20 protein-coding genes and 1 pseudogene are annotated in these 23,858 nt (G+C 65.2%); 6 read left to right on the top strand and 15 right to left on the bottom strand.

Features of this window, described 5'->3' with window-relative positions:
- On the bottom strand, positions 1-315 hold the full coding sequence (locus tag RUGAMON1_RS13065; RefSeq protein ID WP_445230911.1) for a PilZ domain-containing protein: 315 nt from the start codon (positions 313-315) through the stop codon (positions 1-3).
- Between the two features lie 197 nt (positions 316-512).
- On the opposite strand from RUGAMON1_RS13065, the pseudogene RUGAMON1_RS13060 reads away from it, so the two are divergent.
- Positions 513-1,955 (top strand): annotated as a pseudogene (locus RUGAMON1_RS13060) (RecQ family ATP-dependent DNA helicase); the annotation flags it as partial.
- A 22-nt stretch (positions 1,956-1,977) separates the two neighbouring features.
- On the opposite strand, the gene RUGAMON1_RS13055 reads toward RUGAMON1_RS13060, so the two are convergent.
- Positions 1,978-3,381: an MFS transporter gene (locus RUGAMON1_RS13055; RefSeq protein WP_445230910.1), complete on the bottom strand. Its 1,404-nt coding sequence runs from the start codon at positions 3,379-3,381 to the stop codon at positions 1,978-1,980.
- A 78-nt stretch (positions 3,382-3,459) separates the two neighbouring features.
- Between RUGAMON1_RS13055 and RUGAMON1_RS13050 the strand changes: the two genes are divergently transcribed.
- Complete coding sequence (locus tag RUGAMON1_RS13050) at positions 3,460-4,317, top strand: LysR family transcriptional regulator (protein WP_445230909.1); 858 nt, start codon at positions 3,460-3,462, stop codon at positions 4,315-4,317.
- On the opposite strand, the gene RUGAMON1_RS13045 is transcribed toward RUGAMON1_RS13050, so the two are convergent.
- Entirely contained in the window at positions 4,314-5,228 is a 915-nt protein-coding gene (locus RUGAMON1_RS13045) for a LysR family transcriptional regulator (RefSeq protein ID WP_445230908.1), read from the bottom strand. The two genes, RUGAMON1_RS13050 and RUGAMON1_RS13045, sit on opposite strands and share 4 nt — an antisense overlap.
- A gap of 132 nt (positions 5,229-5,360) precedes the next feature.
- Between RUGAMON1_RS13045 and RUGAMON1_RS13040 the strand changes: the two genes are divergently transcribed.
- Positions 5,361-5,573, top strand: a complete 213-nt coding sequence (locus tag RUGAMON1_RS13040) for a 2-hydroxymuconate tautomerase family protein (RefSeq protein ID WP_445230907.1) — start codon at positions 5,361-5,363, stop codon at positions 5,571-5,573.
- A 7-nt stretch (positions 5,574-5,580) separates the two neighbouring features.
- Here RUGAMON1_RS13040 and RUGAMON1_RS13035 read toward each other — a convergent pair whose 3' ends face one another.
- Together RUGAMON1_RS13035 and RUGAMON1_RS13030 are read right to left on the bottom strand one after the other, a co-directional pair.
- Positions 5,581-6,246, bottom strand: coding sequence for a Crp/Fnr family transcriptional regulator (locus tag RUGAMON1_RS13035; RefSeq protein ID WP_445230906.1), 666 nt, complete (start codon positions 6,244-6,246; stop codon positions 5,581-5,583).
- On the bottom strand, positions 6,243-6,962 hold the full coding sequence (locus RUGAMON1_RS13030) for a Crp/Fnr family transcriptional regulator (RefSeq protein ID WP_445230905.1): 720 nt from the start codon (positions 6,960-6,962) through the stop codon (positions 6,243-6,245). Before RUGAMON1_RS13030 ends, RUGAMON1_RS13035 begins: the two co-directional genes overlap by 4 nt.
- A 138-nt stretch (positions 6,963-7,100) precedes the next feature.
- Between RUGAMON1_RS13030 and RUGAMON1_RS13025 the strand changes: the two genes are divergently transcribed.
- A complete protein-coding gene (locus RUGAMON1_RS13025) occupies positions 7,101-8,876 on the top strand; it encodes a putative bifunctional diguanylate cyclase/phosphodiesterase (protein ID WP_445230904.1) in 1,776 nt (591 codons plus the stop codon).
- Here the strand turns inward: RUGAMON1_RS13025 and hmpA are convergent.
- The 3 genes from hmpA to RUGAMON1_RS13010 form a co-directional block, all read right to left on the bottom strand.
- Positions 8,840-10,021, bottom strand: coding sequence for an NO-inducible flavohemoprotein (gene hmpA, locus RUGAMON1_RS13020; RefSeq protein WP_445231121.1), 1,182 nt, complete (start codon positions 10,019-10,021; stop codon positions 8,840-8,842). The two genes, RUGAMON1_RS13025 and hmpA, sit on opposite strands and share 37 nt — an antisense overlap.
- 106 nt (positions 10,022-10,127) lie before the next feature.
- Positions 10,128-12,398 carry a TonB-dependent receptor gene (locus tag RUGAMON1_RS13015; RefSeq protein ID WP_445230903.1) on the bottom strand — a complete coding sequence of 757 codons (2,271 nt, stop codon included), beginning with the start codon at positions 12,396-12,398 and terminating at the stop codon, positions 10,128-10,130.
- A gap of 80 nt (positions 12,399-12,478) precedes the next feature.
- The gene (locus RUGAMON1_RS13010; RefSeq protein WP_445230902.1) at positions 12,479-12,835 is read right to left on the bottom strand and encodes a DUF2946 domain-containing protein; all 357 of its coding nucleotides are present in this window, start codon (positions 12,833-12,835) and stop codon (positions 12,479-12,481) included.
- A gap of 88 nt (positions 12,836-12,923) precedes the next feature.
- On the opposite strand from RUGAMON1_RS13010, the gene RUGAMON1_RS13005 reads away from it, so the two are divergent.
- The gene (locus RUGAMON1_RS13005; RefSeq protein ID WP_445231120.1) at positions 12,924-14,993 is read left to right on the top strand and encodes a TonB-dependent receptor family protein; all 2,070 of its coding nucleotides are present in this window, start codon (positions 12,924-12,926) and stop codon (positions 14,991-14,993) included.
- Here RUGAMON1_RS13005 and RUGAMON1_RS13000 read toward each other — a convergent pair whose 3' ends face one another.
- Positions 14,994-15,263: a hypothetical protein gene (locus RUGAMON1_RS13000; protein ID WP_445230901.1), complete on the bottom strand. Its 270-nt coding sequence runs from the start codon at positions 15,261-15,263 to the stop codon at positions 14,994-14,996.
- A 130-nt stretch (positions 15,264-15,393) separates the two neighbouring features.
- On the opposite strand from RUGAMON1_RS13000, the gene RUGAMON1_RS12995 reads away from it, so the two are divergent.
- Positions 15,394-16,842 (top strand): SulP family inorganic anion transporter, encoded by a 1,449-nt coding sequence (locus RUGAMON1_RS12995; RefSeq protein ID WP_445230900.1) that lies wholly within the window; start codon positions 15,394-15,396, stop codon positions 16,840-16,842.
- Here RUGAMON1_RS12995 and RUGAMON1_RS12990 read toward each other — a convergent pair.
- From RUGAMON1_RS12990 to RUGAMON1_RS12965, 6 genes are all read right to left on the bottom strand, one after another.
- Complete coding sequence (locus RUGAMON1_RS12990; protein WP_445230899.1) at positions 16,832-17,284, bottom strand: DUF29 domain-containing protein; 453 nt, start codon at positions 17,282-17,284, stop codon at positions 16,832-16,834. The two genes, RUGAMON1_RS12995 and RUGAMON1_RS12990, sit on opposite strands and share 11 nt — an antisense overlap.
- 57 nt (positions 17,285-17,341) lie before the next feature.
- Positions 17,342-19,714, bottom strand: a complete 2,373-nt coding sequence (locus RUGAMON1_RS12985) for a hypothetical protein (protein ID WP_445230898.1) — start codon at positions 19,712-19,714, stop codon at positions 17,342-17,344.
- The gene (locus RUGAMON1_RS12980; protein WP_445230897.1) at positions 19,711-20,415 is read right to left on the bottom strand and encodes a hypothetical protein; all 705 of its coding nucleotides are present in this window, start codon (positions 20,413-20,415) and stop codon (positions 19,711-19,713) included. Before RUGAMON1_RS12980 ends, RUGAMON1_RS12985 begins: the two co-directional genes overlap by 4 nt.
- Before the next feature lie 100 nt (positions 20,416-20,515).
- Entirely contained in the window at positions 20,516-21,955 is a 1,440-nt protein-coding gene (locus tag RUGAMON1_RS12975; RefSeq protein ID WP_445230896.1) for a catalase, read from the bottom strand.
- A gap of 76 nt (positions 21,956-22,031) precedes the next feature.
- Positions 22,032-23,357 carry a chloride channel protein gene (locus tag RUGAMON1_RS12970; RefSeq protein ID WP_445230895.1) on the bottom strand — a complete coding sequence of 442 codons (1,326 nt, stop codon included), beginning with the start codon at positions 23,355-23,357 and terminating at the stop codon, positions 22,032-22,034.
- A 61-nt stretch (positions 23,358-23,418) separates the two neighbouring features.
- Complete coding sequence (locus RUGAMON1_RS12965; RefSeq protein ID WP_445230894.1) at positions 23,419-23,805, bottom strand: OmpA family protein; 387 nt, start codon at positions 23,803-23,805, stop codon at positions 23,419-23,421.
- Positions 23,806-23,858 lie beyond the last annotated feature (53 nt).

Below are 23,858 nucleotides of genomic sequence, written 5' to 3'. Positions count from 1 at the left end.
TCAGGCTTCGGGCGCGCTGGTGAGGTATTCGAAGATCAACTCGGCCGCCTGGTCGGGGATGGCCAGGAAGCGCGCGCCGTTGCGATAGCGGCCGTGGGTTCCGATCAGGGCGCTGTGCAGCACCGTCAGCGTGACTTTGTTTTGGATGGAACTGCCGGGAAAGCAGAACGTCAGCACGTAGTTGGTGTCTGTCGGCAGCGGGTGGTCGCTGAGGAAGGCTACGCCCATGCGGGAAATGTCGATGATTTGCGTAACGGTGTTGTTTCGACCATCCATGTCGCTGATGTGGGCGTCCACCTGTAGCAAGCGGCGCACGTGTTCTCGTCTCGGGTCCATCTATTCATGCCAGCGAAAAAACGCCAGTATGACAGATTTGCACGCCCGGCGGGACCGCGCGTCCGGGCCGGAACATCCCAGTCGTTTGCGATCGAGGTGCGCTGGCGTACATACCGCCGGCACGCCGCTGGCTAAGCTGCTTGCACTGCGGTGCATACCGCTGACCGGAGAGTGAGATGGCAAGCCCTCAAACCAGGCAAAAGAAGCAGATCGCCGACGTGTTGCGCAAGGTATTTGGCATGGAGGCCCTGCGCGACGGCCAGCGTCGTGTCATCGAGAGTGTGTTGGCGGGACGCGACACGCTGGCCGTCATGCCGACCGGCAGCGGCAAGTCGCTGTGCTACCAGCTCCCGGCCTGCCTGCTCGACGGCGCGACGGTGGTGGTGTCGCCGTTGATATCGTTGATGAAGGATCAGGCCGAGAAGTTGGAGGACGGCGGCATCGCCAGCGCGGCCCAGATCAACAGCAGTCTGTCGCGCGGCGACGAAGCGGCCGCGCTGGATGCGATCCACCGCGCCGAAAAGGACGTGATCTTCTGCACGCCGGAGCGGCTGCTGACGCCGGATTTCCTGGCGCTGCTCAAGCGCAGCAACGTCTCGCTGGTGGTGGTCGACGAGGCGCACTGCATTTCGCAGTGGGGCCATGATTTCCGTCCGGCCTACCTGGAGATCGGCGCGGCGCTCGACGCGCTGGGCAATCCGCAACTGCTGGCGCTGACCGCCACCGCGACCGAGGAAGTGATCGCCGATATCCGCCGGCAGCTTGGCCGTCCGCGCCTGGAGGTGATCAACACCGGCATCTACCGGCCGAACTTGAACTACCGCGTGCGCCAGGTGACCAATCCGGAAGAGCAGTACGCGACCGCGTTGCAGCTGGCGCGCGAAAGTGCCGGCGTCGGCATCATCTATGCGGCCACCGTCAAGGCGGCCGAAGAGATGCACGAGTTGCTGCAACAGGCCGGCGAGAGCGCGACCCTCTACCACGGCAAGCTGCGCGCCGCCGAACGCAGCGAAAACCAGAACCTGTTCATGAGCGGCGAGCGCCGCGTGATGGTGGCGACCAACGCTTTCGGCATGGGCATCGACAAGCCCGACACCCGCTTCGTCATCCATCTGCAGGTGCCGGCCAATCTGGAAGCCTACTACCAGGAATCCGGCCGCGCCGGCCGCGATGGACTCGACGCCGAATGCACGCTGCTGTACTACCACGCGGACAAGCGCCTGCAACAGTACTTCCTGAGCAAGCATTATCCGTCGGCCGACGAACTGAAAGCCGTCCATGAGGCGGCGATGGCGCTGGGCCAGGCGTCGTTCACGGAGGTGGAGCTGCGGTCGCTGCTGGAGCAAACGCCCGGCGGTCAGCTGAAGATCTGCCTGAAAATGCTCAAGGATGGCAAGCTGTTGAAGCGCAACCGCAAACTGGCTTATGTGCTGGCCGGCGGTACGCCCAAGGCCGCGGAATTCGAGCGGATGGCGCAGGTCTACGTCGACAAGCATGAGCGCGACCGCCAGGGCCTGGACCAGATGGTGTCGTATGCCCAAAGCGGCTATTGCCGCTGGAAGCTGTTGCTGGATTACTTCGGCGACCGCCCGCCGGATTTCGAGCGCTGCTGCCGGTGCGACAACTGCCTGTCGCCGCCGTCTATCCAGGACAGTCCGCAACGGCTCGACGCGGCGCCGGCGCCGGCCGGCGGATACACGCAAACGCCAGCAGCGCCGCCAGCAACAGCAGTACGCTCGACACTCCCATCGCCAGCTGGATTCCGCTGAGGATGTCGCGGTTGCCCGCCACCAGCGCGCCGAAGATCGCCACGCCCACCGCGCCGCCCACCTGGCGCGCCGTGTTCAGCACCGCCGAGGCGGTGCCGGCCTGGCGCCGCTCCACGCCGGACAGGATGGACGTGGTCATCGCCGGCACGGCCAGGCCCATGCCGGCCGGGATCAGCGCCAGTCCGGGCAGCATCTGCAGGAAGGTGGCGTCGCTCGAGATGCCCCACCAGCCCAGCAGCGCGTAGCCGCTGGCGCCGATCGCGGCGCCCAGTATCATCGGCGTGCGCAGCCCGGTGCGCGGCGCCATCCAGCCGCTGACGATGTTGGACAGGATGAAGGTGGCCGTCAGCGGCAGGAACACCAGCCCCGCGTGCAGCACGCCGAAGCCGCGTACTTTTTGCAGGTAGAAGCTGAGCACGAAGATCACGCCGTAGTAGGAAAAATTCATCAGCACGCCGAACAGCACCGCGCCGGAGAAGGGCGCGCCACGGAACAGCGCCAGCGGCAGCATCGGCGACTGGCTGCGCGACTCGACGCGGATGAACAGCGCGCCCGCCACCACTGCCGCCGCCAGCCCGCCGCGCACCATCCAGTGCGACCAGCCCAGGGACTCGAATTCGATGACGGCGCCGATCAAGCCGGTCAGCGCGACGATGGCCAGCAGTTGGCCCGCCAGGTCCAGCGAGCGGTGCGGATCGCGGCCGGCCAGGGCTGGCACCACGCGGCAGGTCAGCCAGAAACCAACGACGCAGATCGGGATATTGACCCAGAAGATGCTGCGCCAGCCCGCCACCGACAGCAGCAGGCCGCCCAGCACCGGTCCGGCCGCGATCGACATGCCGCCGGAGGCGGTCCACCAGGCGATCGCCTTGGCCAGCATGGCTTTGTCGTCGGCGTAGGTGGCGTTCAGGATGGCCAGTGAACTGGGCACCAGCAGCGCGGCGCCGGCGCCTTGCAGGGCGCGGGCGATATTGAGGGCGGTGGCGCCGGGCGCCATCGCGCAGGCCAGCGAGGCAGCCGTGAACAGCGCGAAGCCGGTCAGGAAGGTGCGGCGCGAGCCGAACTTGTCGCCCAGCGCGCCGGCCGACAGCAGGAACACGGCGAAACCCAGCGTGTAGGCGTCCACCACCCATTGCAGGTCGGTCACGTCCGCCCCGAGCTCGCGGCCGATCTGCGGCAGGGCGACGTTGACGATGGTGACGTCCAGCTGGACGATGATGAAGGCGAAGCTGCAGGCGAGCAGGATGGCCAGGGAGGGGGCGCGGTCGGTTTTCATGACTGCACTATAGGATGGTTTGACTATTTCAAAAAATGAATAATAATGAAGTCACCTATCTCATTTTAAGAATCGACCATGGAACTCTCCGCCTTGCGCATCTTTAAAGCGGTCGCCGAAGAGGGCAGCGTCACGCTGGCCGCCTCGCGGCTGAACCGCGTCCAGTCCAACGTATCGGCGCGCTTGACGCAGCTGGAGGAATCGCTGGGCGTGCCGCTGTTCCATCGCTCCGGCCGCAAGCTGCAGATCACCGTCGAAGGTTCGCGCCTGCTGGCCTATGCCGATCGCCTGCTGCAATTGGCGGAGGAGGCGCAGGCCGCCATGCGGCCGGATCAGAAACCGTCCGGCCAGTTGCGTATCGGATCGATGGAGACCACGGCGGCGGCGCGCCTGCCGCAAGTACTGGCCGCCTTCAGCCGCAAGCACCCGCAGGTGGATTTGATACTGGACACCGCGCCCACCGACCAGCTGCTGGACGGAGTCCTCAAGCACAGGCTGGACGTGGCCCTGGTCGCAGGCCCCGTGCAGCACGCGGAGCTCGAGCAGCTGCCGGTGTTTGAAGAGGAGCTGGTGCTGATCACCTGCCACGGCCATCCGCCGGTGACGTCGCCGCAGGAGCTGGCGCGGCGCAACCTGCTGGTGTTCCGCACCGGCTGCACCTACCGCCGCCGGTTGGAGGCCTGGTTTGCCGAGGGCGGCGTGGCGCCGGCGCGGGTGTCGGAATTCGGCACGTTCGAAGCGATCATCGGCTGCGTGGCCGCCGGCATGGGCGTGGCGCTGATGCCGAAGGAAGTGCTCAACCAGCGCAAGCTGGCCAGGACCATACGCCAGCACACGCTGCCGCCGCACGTGGCCCAGGTCGAAACCCTGCTGGTGTGGCGCAAGGACGTGCTGCACCATCCCGCCCGCAGCGCCTTCGCGGACAGCCTGGCCTAGCGCCCCGGAAGCTTGGCCACCAGGAAGTCGACAAAGGTGCGCACCCGCAGCGACAGGTGGCGCGCGTGCGGATACAGCAGGATAAAGGGCCGTGATGTGCCGCCGTGGTGCGGCAGCAGTTCGACCAGGTCGCCGCGCGCCAGGTCCTGTTCGATGATGTAGCGGTAGGTTTGCACCAGCCCCGCGCCCGCGCGCGCCAGCGTGACGATGCCCAGCACGTCCTCCGAGCAGCACAAGCCGCCGCTGGTGGGCATGTCGATCGCCGCGCCGTCCCGCATGAACTGCCACGGAATGCGCTTGCCGGTGCTGGGGAGCTCGAACTGTATGCATTCGTGCTGGTGCAGGTCTTCCAGCTTGCGCGGCTTGCCGTGGCGCTTCAGGTAGGCGGGCGAGGCGACCAGCACCAGCTCCGCATCTTCCAGCTTGCGCGCGATGAGGTTGGAGTCGGCCGGCGCGCGGCCGCGTATCGCCAGGTCGTAGCCCTCGTCGGCGAAGTCGATATTGCGGTTGCTGACGTGGATATCCAGCGTGACCTCCGGGTACTTCCGGCGGAACTCTCCCAACAGCGGCAGCAGGCGGTAATGCGCATACGGCGTCGGCGCGCTGATGCGCAGCGCGCCGGCCGGCTTGGCCTGGCCGCCCGTGACCTGGCGCTCGGCGTCCGTCAGCAGCGACAGCGCCTGCCGGCATTGTTCGAAATAGCTGCGACCACCGTCCGTCAATCGGATCTGGCGCGTGGTGCGCACGAACAGGCGCACGCCCAGCCGCTCCTCCAGCCTGGCGATGGAGCGGCTGACGGCGGCCGGCGTCACGCTGGCCGCGGTGGCGGCTGCGGTAAAGCTGCCCAGTTCCGCCGCAAAGCAGAACAGCTCTATGCTGCCCAGCAGGATGTCGTCGAAATTGCGCTTCATGTCGGCCTCATTGATTACATTGTGTATCAATTATCTTGCATCGCGCCTCATTTATCAACGGACGAGTCGTCAGTATAGTGATCCGCATGGCGTCGCTGAACGCCGCAACCAGAAACCTGAAGGAGCATCACCATGCCATATGTGAACATCCGCGTGACCAAGGAAGGCGTAACGGCGGCCCAGAAGCTGGAGCTGATCGAGGGCGTGACCGACTTGCTGGCCCGCGTGCTGGACAAGGACCCGGCCACCACCTTCGTCATCATCGATGAAGTGGAGACCGACAACTGGGGCCTGAACCGCGAGAGCATCACCACCCGCAGGCGCCGCCCCAAGTCGGCGGTGTGACGCCGCGTCAGGCGGCGTGGGGCGCGATGGCCAGCGGCGCGCCGGCCGCCAACCGTTCCAGCGCCGGACGGGATTGCACGATAAAGCCGCGCTGACCCAGCGATATCCAGCCGTTGCGCTTGAGGGAGCTGAGCGTGCGGCTGACGGTGGCCGGGGTCAGGCCGAGGTAGTCGCTGATGTCCTGGCGCGACATCGGCAGCGGCGAGTGGGTCTCCAGCATCGGCGCTTGCGGCGCCGGCCCCGCGCGCTGCAGCAGGAACATCACGATACGCTGGCAGGCGCCGGCGCTGCGCAGGATGGCGGCGGCCAGCTGCTGGCGGTCGATCTCGCGGCTCAGCATCGCGCTGAACAGGTCGCAGCTGTATGGCTCCTCGTCCATCAACTCGGCCAGGTGCCGGTACTGCACCACGTCTACCTGGCAGTCGGTCAATGCCAGGGCGGAGGCGTGCCGGCGCTGTTCGCCTATGGTATCGACACCCAACCAGTCGCCCGGACGCGTGAAGTCGATGATGCGCTGTACGCCGTCGGCGCCGGGCTGGTATATCTTCAAGTGGCCTGCGCGGACAAAATGCAGTTCGCCGCCGGCCTCTGCGCCCATCTCGAACAGGTGCTCGCCGCGCGCCAGTTGCTTCTGGGTGCCAAGCCGGCATTGGTCCAGTTCCAGCGCGGTCATGACGCCACCATCGCCGGTTCCGCAGCGTTGCCGATCGCCATGCGGTGCAGCGCCGACAGGTCCAGCAGTTTGATGTCCCTGCGCCGCAGCTCGAACAGGGCGCGCTGCCGGAACTGCAGCAGCAGGCGGCTGACGCATTCTGCGGTCACGCCCAGGTAGCTGGCGATATCGCAGCGCGACATCGGCAGCCGGAACTGCTCGGCCACATGGCCGTATTCGACGCGGCGTTGCGACAGCGACAGCAGCAGGTCGGCCATGCGCTGCTCGGCCTGGGTGTTGCGCAGCATGAGGGCGGCGCGCTGTTCGCGGCGGATCTCGCGGCTGAGCAGGGCGTGCAGGCTGGCGCGCATCACCGGCCGGCGGCGGCCCTCGAACCCATGCCGGTTCCAGTTGATGCTGCATACTTCGCTGTCCTCCAGCGCGATGACGGTGTTGGCGTGCCGCTCGCGATCCAGCGCGTCGAGGCCGAGGAAATCCGGCGCCAGCGCGAAGCCGATGATGTGCGCCGGCTGCTGGGCGGCGGCGCGCAAAACCTTGAAGCTGCCGGAGCGGATGTTGAAAATGTGATCGCTGACCGCATCGCCGGCCTTGTACAGGGTGGCGTGGCGGGCGATGCGTATGCGCTGGCTGGCGTCCCGATTGCCGGCGGCGGCGCCGACGCACGTCATACGATGCTCGCACTCGGCGCAATTGTTGCGTTCGATGGAGTTAATCATGATTTCCTACTCTTCTTTTCTGGACGATTAGTTCATGGTAGTGACCTGCAACTGCAATTTCTTTGATCCAGATCAATTATTTTCTTGATGAGGATCAGTAACCTTCGCTTACTCCATTGTCTGTAACTAAGGTTCTCCATGTCACCTTCCCTGAGCGCGTGCGCACCGGCCCATGTGGCCGCCACCGACCCCAACGCGGCGCTGCGTCTTGCCGCCACGGTGTTTGAAGCCGCGCAGGGCATGATGGTGACCGACGCGCGCGGCCGCATCGTGCGGGTCAACCAGGCCTTCGTCCGCATCACCGGCTACAGCAGCGAGGAGGTGGTCGGACAAACCCCCAAGCTATTGAGCTCCGGGCGCCACGTGCCGGACTTCTATGCCGTGATGTGGGCCGCCATCGCGCGTGACGGGATCTGGGAAGGGGAGATATGGAACCGCCGCAAGAACGGCGAGGTCTACCCAGAGCACCTGAGCATCACCGCCGTGCGCGACGACGACGGCGAGATCACCAACTACGTCGCCGCGCTGACCGACATCACGCTCAGCAAGGCCGCCAACGACGAAATTCGCAGCCTGGCGTTCTACGACCCGCTGACACGCCTGCCCAACCGCCGCCTGCTGCTGGACCGGCTGCGGCAGGTGCTGGCCGCCAGCAGCCAGCATGACCGCTATTGCGCGCTGATGTTCATCGACCTGGATAACTTCAAGATCCTGAACGACACGCTGGGCCACAACGTCGGCGACCTGCTGCTGTCGCAGGTGGCGGAGCGCTTGCAATCGAGCCTGCGCAAAGGCGACACCGTCGCGCGCCTGGGCGGCGATGAATTCGTGGTGCTGGTGGAGGGGCTAAGCAGCGGCGCACTGGAGGCGGCAGCCGAAGTGGAGTCGCTGGGAGTCAAGATACTGGCCGCGTTGAACCGGCCTTACGAACTGGGGACGCATCACTGCCGCAGCACGCCGAGTATCGGCGCGACCCTGTTCCACAACGGCGAGCCGCCGCAGCCGCACGACCTGTTGATGCAGGCCGATATCGCCATGTATCAAGCCAAGCAGGCCGGCCGCAACGGCATGCGTTTCTTCGACCGGCGGATGCAGGACCGCATCAGTGAGCGGGCGCAAATGGAAAGCGATTTGCGGCACGCGATCGAATGCCATCAATTCGCGTTGTATTACCAGGTGCAGGTCGACCAGCACGGCAAGGCGCGCGGCGCCGAGGCGCTGATACGCTGGATCCACAGCGATGGCACGACGGTTTCGCCAGCCAGTTTCATTCCGCTGGCTGAAGAAACGGGGCTGATACTGGCGATAGGCAGCTGGGTGCTGGACGCGGCGTGTGCGCAGCTCGCGGCCTGGCAGGCGGCGCCCCCGATGGCGCACCTGGTCTTGGCGATCAACGTCAGCGCGCAGCAATTCCATCAGCCGGATTTCGGCAGGGAGGTGCGCATGGCGGTAGACCGGCATGGCATCGATCCGCGCTTGCTGAAGCTGGAATTGACCGAGGGTGTGCTGCTGGATAAGATCGAGGAAACCATCGCGTGCATGCAGGAGCTCAAGGAGATCGGTGTGCGTTTCTCGCTCGACGATTTCGGCACCGGCTACTCTTCACTGCAATACCTGAAGCGCCTGCCGTTGAGCCAACTGAAGATCGACCAGTCCTTTGTGCGCGACCTGGCCAGCGACAGCAGCGACCAGGTCATCGTGCGGACCATCATTGCGATGGCGCGCAGCCTGCAACTGGACGTGATCGCGGAGGGCGTCGAAACGCAGGCGCAGCGCGCGCTGCTGGAGGAACTGGGCTGCCGGCGCTATCAGGGCTATCTGTATAGCCGTCCGGTGCCTGAACCGCAGTTGCGCGCCTTGATCACGGGATGGCCTGGTCAGCCCAGTGCTTCGGCAGGACCGAAGAACTCGTAGTAGGTTTGCGATTGCGGCACGCCCAGCTCCAGCAGGTGCGACTTGATCGCCTTCATGAACGGCGTGGGGCCGAGGAAGTAGGCGTCGACGTCGCGCGTCTCCGGCAGCCAGGCGTTAAGCTGCTGCTGGCCGATGTAGCCGGTGGCGTGCGGCTGCGGGCCGCTGTCGTTGGCCGCTTCGTAGCAGTAGAAGCGTTGCAGCTGCGGGTGTTGCGCCGCCAGCGTGTCGATGTGGTCGCGGAAGGCGTGCACGCTGGCGTTGCGGGCCGCGTGGATGAAGTGGATGGTGCGCCCGGTGCCCAGCGCAGCCGTCAGCATCGCCAGCGTCGGCGTGATGCCGACGCCGCCGCTGATCAGCACCAGCGGCTTGTCGCTGTCGGCCAGCGTGAAGTCGCCCGACGGCGGCACCAGTTTCAAACTGTCGCCGACGTTGACGTGGTCGTGCAGGAAGTTGGACACCGCGCCACCCGGCTCACGCTTGACGCTGATGCGGTAGCTGCTGCCGTTGCTGGCGGCGGACAGCGAATACTGGCGGCGTTGTTCTGCGCCGTTCACGTCGATCAGCAAGCCGATGTACTGGCCCGGCGCATGCGCCACCACCTTGCCGCCGTCGACCGGCTGCATGACGAAGGAGGTGACTTCATCGCTTTCGGCGATCTTCGATACCACCTTGAATTCGCGCGCGCCGCTCCAGCCGCCTTCTGCCGCCTCGTTCTTCTCGTAGACGCTTTGCTCCGCGCCGGCCAGGATATCGGCCAACTGGCCGTAGGCCGCACCCCATGCATCGATGACCGCATCGGTGGCGACGTCGGCGCCCAGCACTTCGCGGATCGCCTTCAGCAGCGACGCGCCGACCATCGGATAGTGCTCGCGCTGGATTTGCAGCGACACGTGCTTGTTGACGATGGTCGATACCAGCGGGCCCAGTTGCTCCAGCCGGTCGATATTTTTCGCGTACATCAGCACCGCGTTGGCCAGCGCGCGCTGCTGGTTGCCGTCTGCCTGGTTGGCTTGGTTGAAGATCGGCTTCACCTGCGGGAAGTCGCGGAACAGCGTCAGGTAGAAATGACGGGTCAGGGCTTCGCCGCCTTGTTCCAGGATGGGGACGGTGGCGCTGATGATGGATTTTTGTTCGGTGCTGAGCATTTTGCGGTCCATGTGTGGTTTCGACGTAAAGAAGTATATCACATGAATGTTTAAATGTTGGAGCAGACGCAATCGAAAAAAACGATTGCGCCCGCGGTGGGCTGGCTTAGAGATCGAACTTCAATTCAGCCACGTAGGTCCGTTGCGGATACGGGTGGAAGTTCCAGTACTTGTAGTTGTTCAGGTTATCGATGCCGATCGCCGCGCTCCACTGGCGGTTGATGCGGTAGCGCGCGCGCACGTCGGTCGTGAAGTATTTGCTGCCGCCCATGTAGGCGAAGCCGTTGACGTCCGTGTTATCGAGCGTCGAATACTGGCTGCCGCTGTAGCGCGCGGCCAGCGTCAGCGAGAGCTGGTCGTTGACGGCGTAGCTGGCCACGCCTGTGGCGCGCCATTCCGGAATGCGCGGCTGCCACTTGCCCACGCTGGCCGGGAACTTGTCGTTGCGGGCGATCTTCGAATCGGTCCAGGTCACGCTGGAGCTCAGCGCCAGTCCGCGCACCCAGACGTCGTCCTCCGTGTAGGCCGCTTCCAGCCCTTTGGTGTTGATGCGGTCGAGGTTCTGGATGGTGCTGACCGACGATCCGGCCAGTACGTTGGTCTGCGAGTACAGCGCGTCCCTGGTGCGTTCGCCGAAAGCGGTAAGGCGCAGCAGGCCGTTGGCCAGCCTGCGCTCGGCTGTCAGTTCGGTGGTCCAGGATTTTTCCGGCTTCAGGTTTGGATCGTTGTTGATCAAGTCGCCGGCGGCGTTGATGCCGCCCTGGTAAAGCTCGGACACCGTCGGCATGCGCACGGCGCGGCCCAACGAAGCTTTCAAGACCCAGTCGTCGCTGGCCTGGAATGCCAGCGCGGCCTTTGGCGACAGGTAGTTCTCGCTGCGCTCCGGGTGCCGCGCGGTCACGCTGCGGTTGGAGGTGGCGCCGTCGTGCGCGCTCCAGCGCTCGTAGCGCATACCCAGCACCGTCTTCCAGCGCGGCGCGAACTTCCAGCTGTCTTGCGCGTACAGGCTGTTGGTTTCGGTCTTGCCGGTGAAGGCGGCATTGCGGTCGCCGGGTGCTCCGTCCATCCAGCTGCTGGCGGCGTTCTCGATGCTGGACAATTTATACGCCTCGCGCTGGTAGCCGAATTCCGCCACGTGCGCCGGGGCCGGACGCCATACGCCCTTGGCGGACAAGGTGTTCCAGCCGGTGCCGCCCTGGTTGACGATGCGGCCCGCGCCGCCCGCCAATGCGCCCGGCATTTCGACGGTGGCGGCGCGCAGCTGGTCCTTGTCGTAGTCGTACAGGCTGGCCGCCACTTCCCAGTCGAACACGCCCTTGGTGTTGGACTTGAAGGTCAGGCCGTGCATCACGTGCTGGATATTTTCGTTCGACAGGTTGAAGTCCGTCGGCGCCAGCGCGTAGCTGCGGCCGGCGATGTTGACGGCGCCGCTGTAGATCGGGCGGCCCGTAGCGTCGCGCAGATAGGTGTCCGGGCGTCCCTCGGAGTCGTTGCGCCACACGCCGAAGGTGTAGGTGGCGCGCAGCGTCGGCGAGATGTCGTAGGCCAGCTTGCCTTTGAACTGGTCCTGCACCGTGTGGTACTGGGTAGCGGTGCCGAGGATGAACCAGTCCTTGTTGTTGCGGTCCAGTCCCGCCACCGCGCCGGTGACGGCGATGCCGGCGTTGCCTGGCTTGCCGGCGCCGGGCGCCCGGGTCGGGAAGGTCAGCGGCTGGCCTTCGCTGTCGGTGCGGCTGACGTCCACAAACCACGACCAGCCGCCTTGGCGGTCGCCCAGCGAGATGCTGGCCTGCCTGCCCTGGTAACTGGTACTGGTGTTATACAGCTCGAAGGGTTGGTGCGTCAGCGTCAGCTTGGCGTGGGCTTCGAACTTGGTGGGCATGCGGGTCACGTAATCGACCACCGCGCCCACCGAGTTGCCGCCGTAGGCTGCGGAGAAGGGGCCATACAGCACATCGACCCGTTCGATCTGCTCTGGGCTGACCATGCCCCAGCGCGGCGCGAAGCTGGCGCCGTTGCCCAGGTAGTTGGACAGCAGGATGCCGTCGGCGTACACCATCGAGCGCGCGCTGTTGCCGGTGCCGGAGGCGCGGGTGGACAGCACGGCGTGATTGTAGTCGCCGATGTAGCGCTTGCGCACCAGCAGGCTGGGGAGGTATTTCAACGCATCTTCGGCGTCGGTGGCGTTGATGGTGCGTTCGATTTCGGCCTGGGTGATGCCTTCGATCGTGGTCGGGATCTGGGTCGGCAGCGACGTCGGACGGTTGCCGGTGATGGTCACGGTGCCCAGTTGATGGAAGGGCGCGTCCTGCGCGCAGGCGAAGGTGGAGAAGGCGGCAAGCAGCGCCAGCGCCAATGGGGACATGGTCGGTTTCATGGTGTTCCTGATGTTGGGATGATGACCGCCGCCCGCACACGCACGGGGGCGCGGCGGGCGGCAGCGGGTACGACAGACGATCAGGAACGTGCGGGCGGTCCGCGCGGTTTGGCGGCGCTCCAGCTATGCAGGGGCCTTGGCGCGCTGTAGAACAGCGGTGGGTAGTAGTCATGGCCGCCGATGACGGCGAAACTGGCCATGGATTGCGGCGGCAGCGCGAAACTGCCGCCGTGCGTGACGCAATACGCACAGTGCTCCATGACCTTGCTGGCCGGGGAGGGGGACTTCCTGGCGGCGTCGACCGAGCAGATCTCGGCGTAGCCATACGGCGAGGCCGGCGTCAGCGCGCGCGAAACCGTCGGCGCAAGCGCACTGAACAGGACGGCCAGCATGGCGATCCAGATGTGCAGCGTTCGACGTTTTGCCAGTTTGAACATGGCGGCAATTATAACAAATACTCTCACTTACATTTGAGAATGAGAAGTGTTATCATTTGCGTTGTTGATACATCACCGCACCTACTCCATGCCGCTGACCACCATCCCGTTCCAACGCACGCTGATCGCCGTTGCCGCCTCCTTGTTGGCGCTGTCCACCCACGCGCAGGAGGCCGCCGCGCCGATGGAGTCGATCCAGGTGGCCGGCAGCTGGCTGGGCTCGGGCTTGCAGAACAGCGTCAAGAATTTCGCCGGCGCCCGCACCGTGCTGAAGAAGGAAGACATAGCCAACAGCGGCGCCGCCGACATCGGCGACGTGATGCGGCGCATTCCGGGCGTGCAGTCCACCGACAATTCCGGCACCGCCGGCAGCGCCATCTCGCTCAACATCGGCGTGCGCGGCCTGACGGGGCGCTACTCGCCGCGTTCCACGGTGCTGCTGGACGGGATACCGCTGGCGGTGGCGCCGTACGGCCAGCCGCAGCTGTCGTTCGCGCCGGTCAGCCTGAACAATATCGAATCGATCGACGTGGTGCGCGGCGGCGGCGCGGTGCGTTATGGTCCGCAGAACGTCGGCGGCATCATCAACTTCCGCAGCCGCTCGATACCCGATACGCCGGGCGTCAGCGGCGATGCGTCGTTCCGCTACAACGACTTCAACAACGGCGGCCAGAATCGCCAGTACAGCGCCTTCGTCGGCAGCCAGCAGGAGGGTGGGCTGGGCGTGGCGGTGCTGTACTCGGGCATGGCCGGCAGCGAGTGGCGCGCCGGCAGCGATGAAAAGGTCAACGACCTGGCCGTGAAGTTCCGTTATCCGCTGAATCCGCATAGCGAGCTGAACGCCAAGCTGTCCTACTACGAAGTGAATTCGCGCACGCCGGGCGGGCTGACCGTGGCGCAGTACGACGCCGATCCGTTCCAGAACACGCGGCCCACCGACTACTGGAGCGGCGACCGACGCAGCGCCGACGTCGGCTATTTGAACACTTTGTCGGCCACGCAGGAATTCGAGGTCAAGGCGTACTACAGCGACAGCTTCCGTCAAAGCGCGTTGATCAATGCGGCCAGGACGCAGCTGACCAGGCAGCCGCGCAACTATGAAGTGCTGGGCATCGAGCCGCGCTACACGCAGCGCTTCGCCGCCGGCGGCCTGACGCACGACGTCACGGCCGGCTACCGCTACCTGCGCGAGCGGGGCGACGACAACAGCTACATCCAGACCGTGAAGACCGGCGCCAACGGTGTCATATCAACCTTTGTCAACAGCACCGACGCGCATGCCGTGTACGTCGACGACCGCATCGCCGTGGGCGCATGGCGCATCACCCCGGGGCTGCGTTACGAGCACATCAAGTCGGAGCGCAAGGACGTGAGCGCCAAGTCGGTGTTCGAGACCGACAACAACAAGGCGCTGCCGTCGCTGAACGTGGCGTATCTGGTGAACCGCGCGTTGACCGTATTCGCCAACTACACGACCTCGTTCGGGCCGGTGCAGAACACACAGCTCAACTCGCAGACGCCAACCAATCCGCTCAAGCCGGAGCTGGCCAAGACGGCGGAGCTGGGCGCGCGCTGGAAAACCGGCGCGGTGAACGCCGAAGTCACCGCCTTCAAGCTCAAGTTCGATAACCAGATCCTGCAGGTGCCGGGCACGACGCCCGCCGTGTTCCGCAACCTGGGCGCGACCAATCATGACGGCATCGAGACGGCGGCCGACTATACTTTCGGCGACGGCGGCGCGCTGGCCGGCTTGAACGTCTACGCGAACTACACCTACACCAAGGCGATCCAGGATTCGGGCGACACGGCGGGCCTGGACGTGCCGTTCTACTCGCGCAACACCGACACGCTGGGCGCGCGCTACCAGGTCGGCTCATGGTCGGCCAATCTGTCGACCACGCATCAAAGCAAGCAGTATTCGGACACGGCCAACACCGTGCCGGAAGCGGCGAACGGCAGCAACGGCATCGTGCCGGGTTTCCGTCTGTGGAATGCGCAGTTAAGCTGGAAGATGCCGGGCAAGCCGGGCTATGAAGTGATGGCCGGCATCAACAATATCGCCGACAAGCGCTACTATACGCGCAACGTCGACGGCAACGCCGGCCGCATGGTGGGTTCGCCGCGCACGGCATACCTGCAATTGCGCGCCACCTTCTGATTAGTGCAGCACTCGCGGCGGTGCGGGTTGCATGCTGAAACCCGTGTAGTCCATGCGCAATGTTGGCGACATGGCTTCGGCTTGATCCAGTTTGCGCTGGACTAACTTGTGCCAGGCACGCGCCCAGCGGGCCGCCAGCTGAGACTCCTCCGCCGAGCGCGCATACAGCGTCCTTTCCACGGCGATTTTCTGTCTTTGCAGGGCGTAGGTGGCAGATGTCAGTGTGGTCATGGTGGCGGTGACGCTGGCTAGGGTTAAATAGTATGCCATGCCATTCTGCCCGGCTCGCCGACGATTGAATGTGCGCCATTTCACCCATGACGACGAGAAATCAAATATGGACGTGTAAAATGCGCGCTCTGTTGCGGTTTTGCATCACTTATAGTTTTAAATTCTTTCCATGTGGACAACTAATCTTTCCAGGAACACGTTGGCGGGCTTGACCACGTCGTTCGCGCTTGTGCCGGAATGCATCGCTTTCGCCCTGGTTGCGCAGCTCAATCCGCTGGTCGGCCTGTATGGGGCTTTTTTCATTTGTACGATCACGGCGGTGTTCGGAGGCCGGCCCGGCATGATTTCCGGCGCGGCCGGGTCGATGGCGGTGGTGATCGTGGCGCTGGTCGCCCGGCATGGCGTGCTGTATTTTCTGGCGACGGTGGTGTTGAGCGGCCTCATCATGCTGTTGTTTGGCTTGCTGCGGCTGGGCAAGCTGGTCAGCCTGGTTCCGCATCCGGTGATGCTGGGCTTCGTCAACGGCCTGGCGATCGTGATTGCTTGGTCGCAGTTGCAGCACTTTAAGATCGGCGGGCAGTGGATGCACGGTGATGCGTTGATGTGGATGGGCGGCCTGGTGGCGCTGACCATGTTGATCGTCTATATGCTGCCGCGCCTGACCAGGGCGGTGCCGCCGGCGCTGGTTGCCATCGTCGGCGTGGGCCTGGTGGCGCAGTTGCTGCATCTGCCGGCGCGCACGCTGGGCGACATGGCGCATATCGCCGGCGGCCTGCCGGCGTGGCAGATCCCCGTCGTGCCGATGACGATGGAAACCCTGCGCATCGTGCTGCCGTATGCCGTGCTGATGGCGCTGGTCGGGCTGCTGGAAACCCTGCTGACGTTTAACCTGACCGACGAAATCACGGAAACGCGCGGCCTGCCGGATCGTGAATGCGTGGCGCTGGGCGCGGCCAACGTGGTGTCCGGCCTGTTCGGCGGCATGGGCGGATGCGCGATGATCGGCCAGACCATGATCAACCTGGGTTCCGGCGGCCGTACGCGGGTGTCCGGCACTGTGGCCGGGATAATGATTTTACTGTTTATATTGTTTCTGTCGCCGCTGATCGAACGCATTCCGCTGGCGGCGCTGGTGGGTGTGATGTTCGTGGTGGCGCAGCAGACCTTCGCCTGGGGCTCGCTGCGGGTGTTGGGCAAGGTGCCGCGCCACGACGCCTTGCTGATCGTGCTGGTCACCGCCATCACCGTGGCGACCGACCTGGCGGTAGCTGTGTTGTGCGGGATAGTGATCGCGGCGCTCAGTTTCGCCTGGCGCCACGCGCGCGACATACGCGCCGACGTCGCCCGCGACGCCGACGGCATCCGACGCTATACCCCGCATGGCACCTTGTTCTTTGCCTCGATCGCGCACTTCAATGACCTGTTCAATGTGCAGGACGATCCGTCAACGGTGGTGCTGGATTGCCGTCATCTGCGGCTGGTCGATCACTCGGCGGTGGTGGCGGTGTCCACGCTGCACGAGCGCTATGCCAAGGCGGGCAAGGTCTTGCAAGTCCGGCATCTGTCGCAGCGCTGCGAGCAACTGCTGCAGCGCGCAGGTGTCGCGGTTACGGCGTGAAATCCTGATCCAGCAGTTGCTCGATGGAATAGGGCAGGCTGGGTGGAAAGTCCTCCTCGTTCAAGCCGGTCTCCTCGGCAGCACGGCGGCGGGCGATGGGATAGCACTCAGCGGCAAACTGCGGGACTTTCTTCCGCATGCTGGGACTGGTCTTCAGCAAACGTGAGATGCGATAACGTTGCTCGATCAACGTCGACCGCCATTTGTTTTGCGGATAGTCTTTTTGAAACTGGCACTTGAGCAGATGCATGATGAGCACAGTCAGCCGGCTGTCCAGTTCGTGCTCGTATTGTTTTTTCATGCCCTCGAGCTCCTCGACCAGGTTCTCCATGTCCAGCTCGGAGAACCTGCGATCCAGCAGCAGTTGGATTTGTGCGTCTATCCACAGCGCCAGATCGTCGTCGTAGCTCGGGTGTTTGCGGGATTGGACCAGGGTTTGCATGGCGCGCCTCCAGATTCGTCAGGCTAATCCTATGCCCGTTCCCGCGTTTGATCCCACTCAATAGAAATACGGAGTCTTGCGCGCCCACTCGTTGTTCTTGTAGCGCTTGTGCAGCAGCGTGAAGGCGCTCTTCGACAGGGTCTTGGAATCGGCGTCCAGGCAGCCGCCGCGCGTCGACTGCACCGTCACGTACAGCAGCCACGGCAGTTCCGGATCGTTCGGCACGGCGGTGGCGCGCTGCATGACGAAATCGCCGAGGTAGCCGGTGGCGGTTTTCAGGCGGGACAACTGCGCCAGTTCCTGGTCGCGGGCGCCGATGTTGCCGAGGTCCGGCATCGGCGGCGAGTGTTCCGCTTCGGTGTTTTCGCCGTAGCTTGCACCCGCCTTGGCCGGCACCTTGCACCACATGTCGGCCAGGGTGTCGTCCGGCGCGCGCGCGGCGATGTCGGCGCTAGAGTAGCTGTACATCGGCGACAGGCCGTATTTCAAGGCGTTCACCAGCATCCAGGAGTGGTGCTCCGGCGTGCCTGCCAGTTTGCGGTACTTCTGCATCACCGCCGTCAGCGCCGGCGCGTTCTGTTCGACCTGCAGGGCTGCGCTCAACGCCGCCTCGTCCTGGCCCAGCAGGTCGGCGCGCATCCATGTGGAGACGGCGATCTGCACGCGCAAGGCTTTGGGCAGCTTGGTGTTCGCGGCCAGCGCCGACAGGTCGGCGGTGGACAAGCCGCTGTTGAGCCAACGGATGCCGTCGGCGGCGATGTCCACGCGGGCAGGGGCAGCGCCGGCTTCCTCGCTGGCCTTGGACAGCTCGCCGGTATCGGGATCGAGATCGCGGCTCGATGCGCGCAGCAGATAGTTGGCGGCGTCCGCCGGCGACGATGCCACCGCAAAGCGCTCTTGCAGGAACTGGTTGCGCACGCTGGTGGAGTTGTTGGTGGCCAGCGCTGGTCCGGTCAACACGCCATCGGCAATCGAGCGGGCCTTGTCGGCCTGCTTGCTCAGGCGGTAGTGGCGGGTCAGCGCGTAACGCATGGTCAGGTACTCGGGCGTGGCGGCAGGCGCTTGCAGCGCGGCCTTCTCCAGTTCCGGCGTCATCTTCTCGGACAGCAGGACGGCCGCCAGCAGCCACACGCGCGCCTGCGCCTTGTTGCCTTCCCTGGCGTAGCGGTTCCACTGTTCGACCGCGTGCGCACGCTCCACCTCGCAGCCGGGCTTGGCCTGGTACTCCTGGCATTGCTGGACGGTCTGCATCCAGTCGATAAAGCCGGCGCTGTTGCGCAGGGCGGGGCGGGCGTCGGCCTGCTCGGCGACCGGCGCTTGCAGCATATCGTTGGCCAGCACGCGCCAGTCGCCCAGATGATCGTCCAGATAGGGATTGGCGCGCGGATCGTCCAGCAGCTTGCTCAGTTCCGCGAAGCGCAGCGATGGCGTCAGCCGCACCTGCATGCTGCGCACGATGGCGCGGCTGGCTTCATGCAGCGACGACAGCTCCGGATTGGCGAGGATATGATCGGCGCCGGCCTGGATGGCGGCCAGCTTTTTCTGCGCCGCCGCCAGGCGTGCGGCAGCGGCGGCCGGACCTTCGCGCCGCGCGTCGAGCCGCTCCTGCCAGATCGCCTGCTCCGGATTCGGCCCGGGCACAAACACGGCGGCGCGCGCCTGCGAGCGCAGGCTCAGATACTCGCCCCAATGGCGCAGCGGATGCTTGTCGGTGGCGCCGATCCTGGCGAACAGGCTGCCGCTCAGCGCGTAGTTCTCGCCGTAGAAGGCGGCCGACGCCAATTGATACTGCTGCATCTGGCGCCAGTACAGCGCTTCCGTGGCCGGCAGTTCGACCGGCGGCGGAATCACGCGTTTGGTTCCGTCGAAGCGATTGCGCTGCGCTTCCGCGTCGTCGCCGCAGAACTTGAAAACCTGGCGCTGTGTCGTCACCCAGGCGTTCAGGCGGGCCGGCGTGGCGTCGCTGCGGCGCGCCAGGTCGTTCAGCGTGGCGGTGGCGAAGGTATAGCTGCCCAGCGGGCAAGTCAGATAGCCATTAGCCATGCTGTCGTCGTCGTTGGGCGCGACCGGCGCCTGCTTCAACGCGCCGTTGACGGCCGCCTGCCACGCGGCATAGACCTTCTTGCCCTCGGCCGCATCGACCCAACCGCCATTGCGGCTGCCGATGGCGCGCAGCAAGCCGCCTTGCGGATTGGGCGCCGCTTTCAAGCCGTCGGCGCCGAGCAGCACGCTGCGCCAGGCGGTGTACATGTACATCCGTTCATAGCTCGGCATCACGATGCCCAGCTCTCCGCCCTGGTAGCGGTTCAACGCGATATCGGGGCCGCTGCGGTTGACGTAGGAATCCCACGCGCCGCCGCCGCTGGCGCCGGCGTCGGCGCAGGCCAGCAGCGCCGCGGCGATGGTGAGTGGACGAAGTAGTGTGGTCATGGAGAGCTCCTTGAAAGCGGCGACAGGTCCGCGCCCGCGCGCTTCCACGCGTGGCGGTCGAACCAATAGGTTTTGCGATAGCGGGCCGCGACTTGCGGTGTGAACGGTTCTTGCGGAGAGAATCCTGCGCTGTCCGCGCGGCAGCTGGCGTGCAGCGTGGCGGGCGATTGTTCGACGATGGCGCGCATGCTGGCGCTGTCCCTGCCCATGCGGAAGAACATCGGCACCACCTCGTCGGCGGCCAGTCCGTCCAGCCAGGCCGGCGAGCGGCACCACCATGCCAGCGCGGTCACACTCAGTTTGATTTGCGGCGGCAGCGCGCCGCGCAGCTGCTTGACCAATGAACGATAGAACTCGCGCTGCGAGGGCTTGGCCTCCATGTCCAGCTGCACCCAGCCGGAGCTGCTGGCGGCCGCCGCATCGAGCAGCGCCCGCACGATCATCGCGCGGCTGGCCTCCATATCCTGCGGCGGATTGACGGTGCTGACTTCCACATGCAGCACCGGCGTGACCCGCGTGGCGCCCGGCATCGCGGGCTGGCGCATGCGCGGACGGGTGCGGGCGGTGTCGCCGGTCAGCAGGATATGGCGTTGCAGGACTGCCGCTTCGGGCGTCGACCATGCGGGCAGCAGGGCTTCATCCCACAGCCAGGCGACGGTCTGCGCGCGGGCGGCGCAGTGGCATAGCAGCAGGGCGCACATGGCCCGGCGGAGTAGAAGGGAGGGCATCGGAAAAGGGGCAAGAAAACGGGACAACCGGGTGCCCCATTTTACCGATGTTTATTGTTTCTGCAAGATTGTTTTATTTACTTTCAAGCGCGGCGATCGCCGCCGCCACGCCGGCGCCGTAGGCCGGATCGGCCTGGGTGCAGTGGTCGATGTGACGTTGCTGCACCGGCTTCGATACGCCATGGATCGCGCGCGCCGTGTTCTCGAACAGCAGCTGCTTCTTCTCGGCCGTCAGCAGGCGGAACAGATTGCCCGGTTGCGAGTAGTAGTCGGTGTCGACGCGGTGGTCCCAGTGGCCTGCCGCGCCTTCCAGCGACAGCGGCGGTTCGGCGAACTGCGGCTGCTGCTGCCATTCGCCGCGGCTGTTCGGCTCATACGAGGTGGCGGCGCCGTGATTGCCGTCGGTGCGCATGGCGCCGTCGCGGTGGAAGCTGTGGAACGGGCACTTGGGCGCGTTGACCGGAATCGCGTGATGGTTCACCCCCAGGCGGTAGCGCGCCGCGTCGCCATACGAGAACAGGCGCGATTGCAGCATCTTGTCCGGCGAGAAGCTGACGCCCGGGACCACGTTGGCCGGCGAGAAGGCCGCCTGTTCGACCTCGGCGAAATAGTTTTCGGGATTGCGGTTCAGTTCCAGCACGCCGACGTCGATCAGCGGGTAGTCCTTGTGCGGCCAGATCTTGGTCAGGTCGAACGGATTGTAGGGCACCTTGGACGCTTCGTTCTCCGGCATGATCTGCACCGCCAGTTTCCAGCGCGGGAAGTCCTTGCGTTCGATGGCGTCGAACAGGTCGCGCTGCGAGCTTTCACGGTCGCGGCCCACCACCTCGGTGGCTTCGGCGTCGCTGAAGTTGGCGATGCCCTGCTGGCAGACGAAGTGGAACTTGACCCAGAAGCGCTCGTTGGCCGGGCTGATGAAGCTGAAGGTGTGGCTGCCGAAGCCGTGCATGTTGCGGTAGCCCTTAGGGATGCCGCGGTCGCTCATGACGATGGTGATCTGGTGCAGGGCTTCGGGCAGCAGGGTCCAGAAGTCCCAGTTGTTTTCTGCGCTGCGCAGGTTGGTCTTGGGATCGCGCTTGACGGCGTGGTTCAGGTCCGGGAACTTGAGCGGATCGCGGAAGAAGAACACCGGCGTGTTGTTGCCGACCACGTCCCAGTTGCCTTGCTCGGTGTAGAACTTGACGGCGAAGCCGCGGATGTCGCGTTCCGCATCGGCGGCGCCGCGTTCGCCGGCCACGGTGGAGAAGCGCATGAAGATATCGGTCTGCTTGCCGACTTCGGAGAACAGCGCCGCGCGGGTGTACTTGCTGATGTCGTGGCTGACGGTGAAGGTGCCGAAGGCGCCCGAGCCCTTGGCGTGCATGCGGCGTTCAGGGATGACCTCGCGCGCGAAGTGGGCCAGCTTTTCCAGGTGCCACACGTCTTGCAGCAGGACCGGGCCGTGCGGGCCGGCGGTCTGGGTGTTTTGGTTGTCAACGACCGGTGCGCCGGCTGCCGTGGTCAAGTTCTTCATGAGGATCCTTCAACAGTTGTTGGGAGTGTATGGAAACTTGCAGCTTAACGAACTGCGGCGGCTCGCGCAGCCCCCATTAGGGAGAGTGCACCGGGGGCAAACGTTGTATCTGCACCTGGGCCAGGTTCGCGTACAACGGTGGACTTAAAACGTGAGAAATGGTGCGCGCCACCATCGCGCAAGCCATCAGACTGAGCACCATCGCATGACCGTCGACCATTTCCATTACGATGATAAAGGAGGTCAGCGGCGCTTGCGTGGCTGCCGCAAGGAAGCCTACCATGCCCAGCGCGATCAGCGCACTCGCCTGGGGATAGTTGAGCAGCTGCGCGACATCGTTGCCCAACGCCGCGCCGATCGCCAGCGACGGCGCGAAGATGCCGGCCGGCGCGCCGGACCAGGCCGTCAGCCAGGTGGCGATGAACTTGAAAAAGAAGAAAATCGCGGGCGAGTGGTCGGAGCCGGCCAGCATGTCGCGCGTATGGCTGTAGCCGCTGCCGAACACGGCGCCGCCGGACAGCAGGCCGATGCCCGCCACCGCCAGGCCGCAAGCGGCGGCAAACAGCACCGGCCGGCGCAGCCGCACCCGGCTGAACCAGTCCCGCGAGCTGCCGCCCAGCGAGGCCAGCAACAGGCGCGAGAACAGGCCGCCCGCCAGGCCGCTCAACAGCGTCACAAGCAAGCCGGGCAGCACCAGCGACAGGTCGATGCCCGCCGCATGAATGATGCCGAAGTAAGTGGCGTTGCCGTTGACGGAGACCGCCATCAATCCGGCCAGTACGATGGCCGCCATCAGCAGTCCGCTGCTGCGCTGTTCGGGTGTGCGCGACAGTTCTTCGATGGCGAACATGACGCCGGCCAGCGGCGTATTGAAGGCGGCGGCGATGCCGGCCGCGCCGCCGGCCACCAGCAGGCCATGGGCGCTGACGGCGCTACGCTCAGGCAGCCAGCGGCGCGCCGCCAGCATGACGCCGGCCGCCACTTGCACCGATGGACCTTCGCGACCCAGCGACAGCCCGGCCAGGAAGCCGGCCGCCGTCAGCGCTACCTTCGCCGCGCTCAGGCGCAGCGAGACAAAAAATCCCAGGTGCTCGGGGGCGACGGCCGGTTCCAGCGCGGCCATCACCTGCGGGATGCCGGAGCCGCCGGCGCCGGCCGCGTAGCGCCGCGTCAGCCAGACGATGGCGGCGGTCGCCAGCGGCGTCCACAGCAGCGGTGCCCACCAGTAGTGGCCGCACAGCGCGAGGAACTGGTCGAACGCATGCTCGGACAGCCAGGTGAAACCGACCACCACCAGACCTGCCGCAGCGGCGAACGCGACCACGAGGCTGCGTGCGCCCCAGACGCGCCAGTCGCTGAATTCCTTGCGGAAGGCCCGGCGGATATTGTGTTTGGACTGCATAGCTTAAAACCCGATGCCCAATGAAAAACGCCCGGCTTGCGGCCGGGCGTTCGAGGAGCGATTACTTGCTTGGGTAGACGATGTCTGCGCGACGGTTCTGTGCGCGGGCTGCGTCGTCGCTGCCGGTGGCTTTTTCTTTGCCGTAGCTGATGGCTTCCATCTGGCCGTCTTTCACGCCTTGTACCTTCAGGGCGGTGATCACGGCTTGAGCGCGCTTCTGGCCCAGGGCCAGGTTGTACTCGGCGCCGCCGCGTTCGTCGGTGTTGCCTTCGACTTTGACCGAGACGTTAGGATTGGCCGACAGGAATTTGCCGTGATCGGCAACCAGGGCGTTGAATTCAGGCTTGACGGTGTACTTGTCGAAGTCGAAGAACACGCTGCGGGTTTTGTAGATCGAGCTGTTTGGGTCCAGGTAGGCTGGCAGGGACACGGCGACTGGCTTGGTCACTGCTGGGGCCGGGGCTGGCGCCGGCGCCACTTTGACTGGCTCAGCTGGTGCCG

The sequence above is a fragment of the Duganella rhizosphaerae genome (assembly GCF_040364205.1).
GTDB lineage: Bacteria > Pseudomonadota > Gammaproteobacteria > Burkholderiales > Burkholderiaceae_D > Rugamonas > Rugamonas rhizosphaerae.
The sequence above is the reverse complement of the archived record's forward strand: the minus strand, read 5'-3'. Positions and strand labels throughout refer to the sequence as shown.

Bases quoted from the DNA above. Each gene is read 5' to 3' on its own strand.
- RUGAMON1_RS13055 (WP_445230910.1), bottom strand. From the start codon at position 3,381: ATGAAAACCGACCGCGCCCCCTCCCTGGCCATCCTGCTCGCCTGCAGC.
- RUGAMON1_RS13050 (WP_445230909.1), top strand. From the start codon at position 3,460: ATGGAACTCTCCGCCTTGCGCATCTTTAAAGCGGTCGCCGAAGAGGGC.
- RUGAMON1_RS13045 (WP_445230908.1), bottom strand. From the start codon at position 5,228: ATGAAGCGCAATTTCGACGACATCCTGCTGGGCAGCATAGAGCTGTTC.
- RUGAMON1_RS13040 (WP_445230907.1), top strand. From the start codon at position 5,361: ATGCCATATGTGAACATCCGCGTGACCAAGGAAGGCGTAACGGCGGCC.
- RUGAMON1_RS13035 (WP_445230906.1), bottom strand. From the start codon at position 6,246: ATGACCGCGCTGGAACTGGACCAATGCCGGCTTGGCACCCAGAAGCAA.
- RUGAMON1_RS13030 (WP_445230905.1), bottom strand. From the start codon at position 6,962: ATGATTAACTCCATCGAACGCAACAATTGCGCCGAGTGCGAGCATCGT.
- RUGAMON1_RS13025 (WP_445230904.1), top strand. From the start codon at position 7,101: ATGTCACCTTCCCTGAGCGCGTGCGCACCGGCCCATGTGGCCGCCACC.
- hmpA (WP_445231121.1), bottom strand. From the start codon at position 10,021: ATGCTCAGCACCGAACAAAAATCCATCATCAGCGCCACCGTCCCCATC.
- RUGAMON1_RS13015 (WP_445230903.1), bottom strand. From the start codon at position 12,398: ATGAAACCGACCATGTCCCCATTGGCGCTGGCGCTGCTTGCCGCCTTC.
- RUGAMON1_RS13010 (WP_445230902.1), bottom strand. From the start codon at position 12,835: ATGTTCAAACTGGCAAAACGTCGAACGCTGCACATCTGGATCGCCATG.
- RUGAMON1_RS13005 (WP_445231120.1), top strand. From the start codon at position 12,924: ATGCCGCTGACCACCATCCCGTTCCAACGCACGCTGATCGCCGTTGCC.
- RUGAMON1_RS13000 (WP_445230901.1), bottom strand. From the start codon at position 15,263: ATGGCATACTATTTAACCCTAGCCAGCGTCACCGCCACCATGACCACA.
- RUGAMON1_RS12995 (WP_445230900.1), top strand. From the start codon at position 15,394: ATGTGGACAACTAATCTTTCCAGGAACACGTTGGCGGGCTTGACCACG.
- RUGAMON1_RS12990 (WP_445230899.1), bottom strand. From the start codon at position 17,284: ATGCAAACCCTGGTCCAATCCCGCAAACACCCGAGCTACGACGACGAT.
- RUGAMON1_RS12985 (WP_445230898.1), bottom strand. From the start codon at position 19,714: ATGACCACACTACTTCGTCCACTCACCATCGCCGCGGCGCTGCTGGCC.
- RUGAMON1_RS12980 (WP_445230897.1), bottom strand. From the start codon at position 20,415: ATGTGCGCCCTGCTGCTATGCCACTGCGCCGCCCGCGCGCAGACCGTC.
- RUGAMON1_RS12975 (WP_445230896.1), bottom strand. From the start codon at position 21,955: ATGAAGAACTTGACCACGGCAGCCGGCGCACCGGTCGTTGACAACCAA.
- RUGAMON1_RS12970 (WP_445230895.1), bottom strand. From the start codon at position 23,357: ATGCAGTCCAAACACAATATCCGCCGGGCCTTCCGCAAGGAATTCAGC.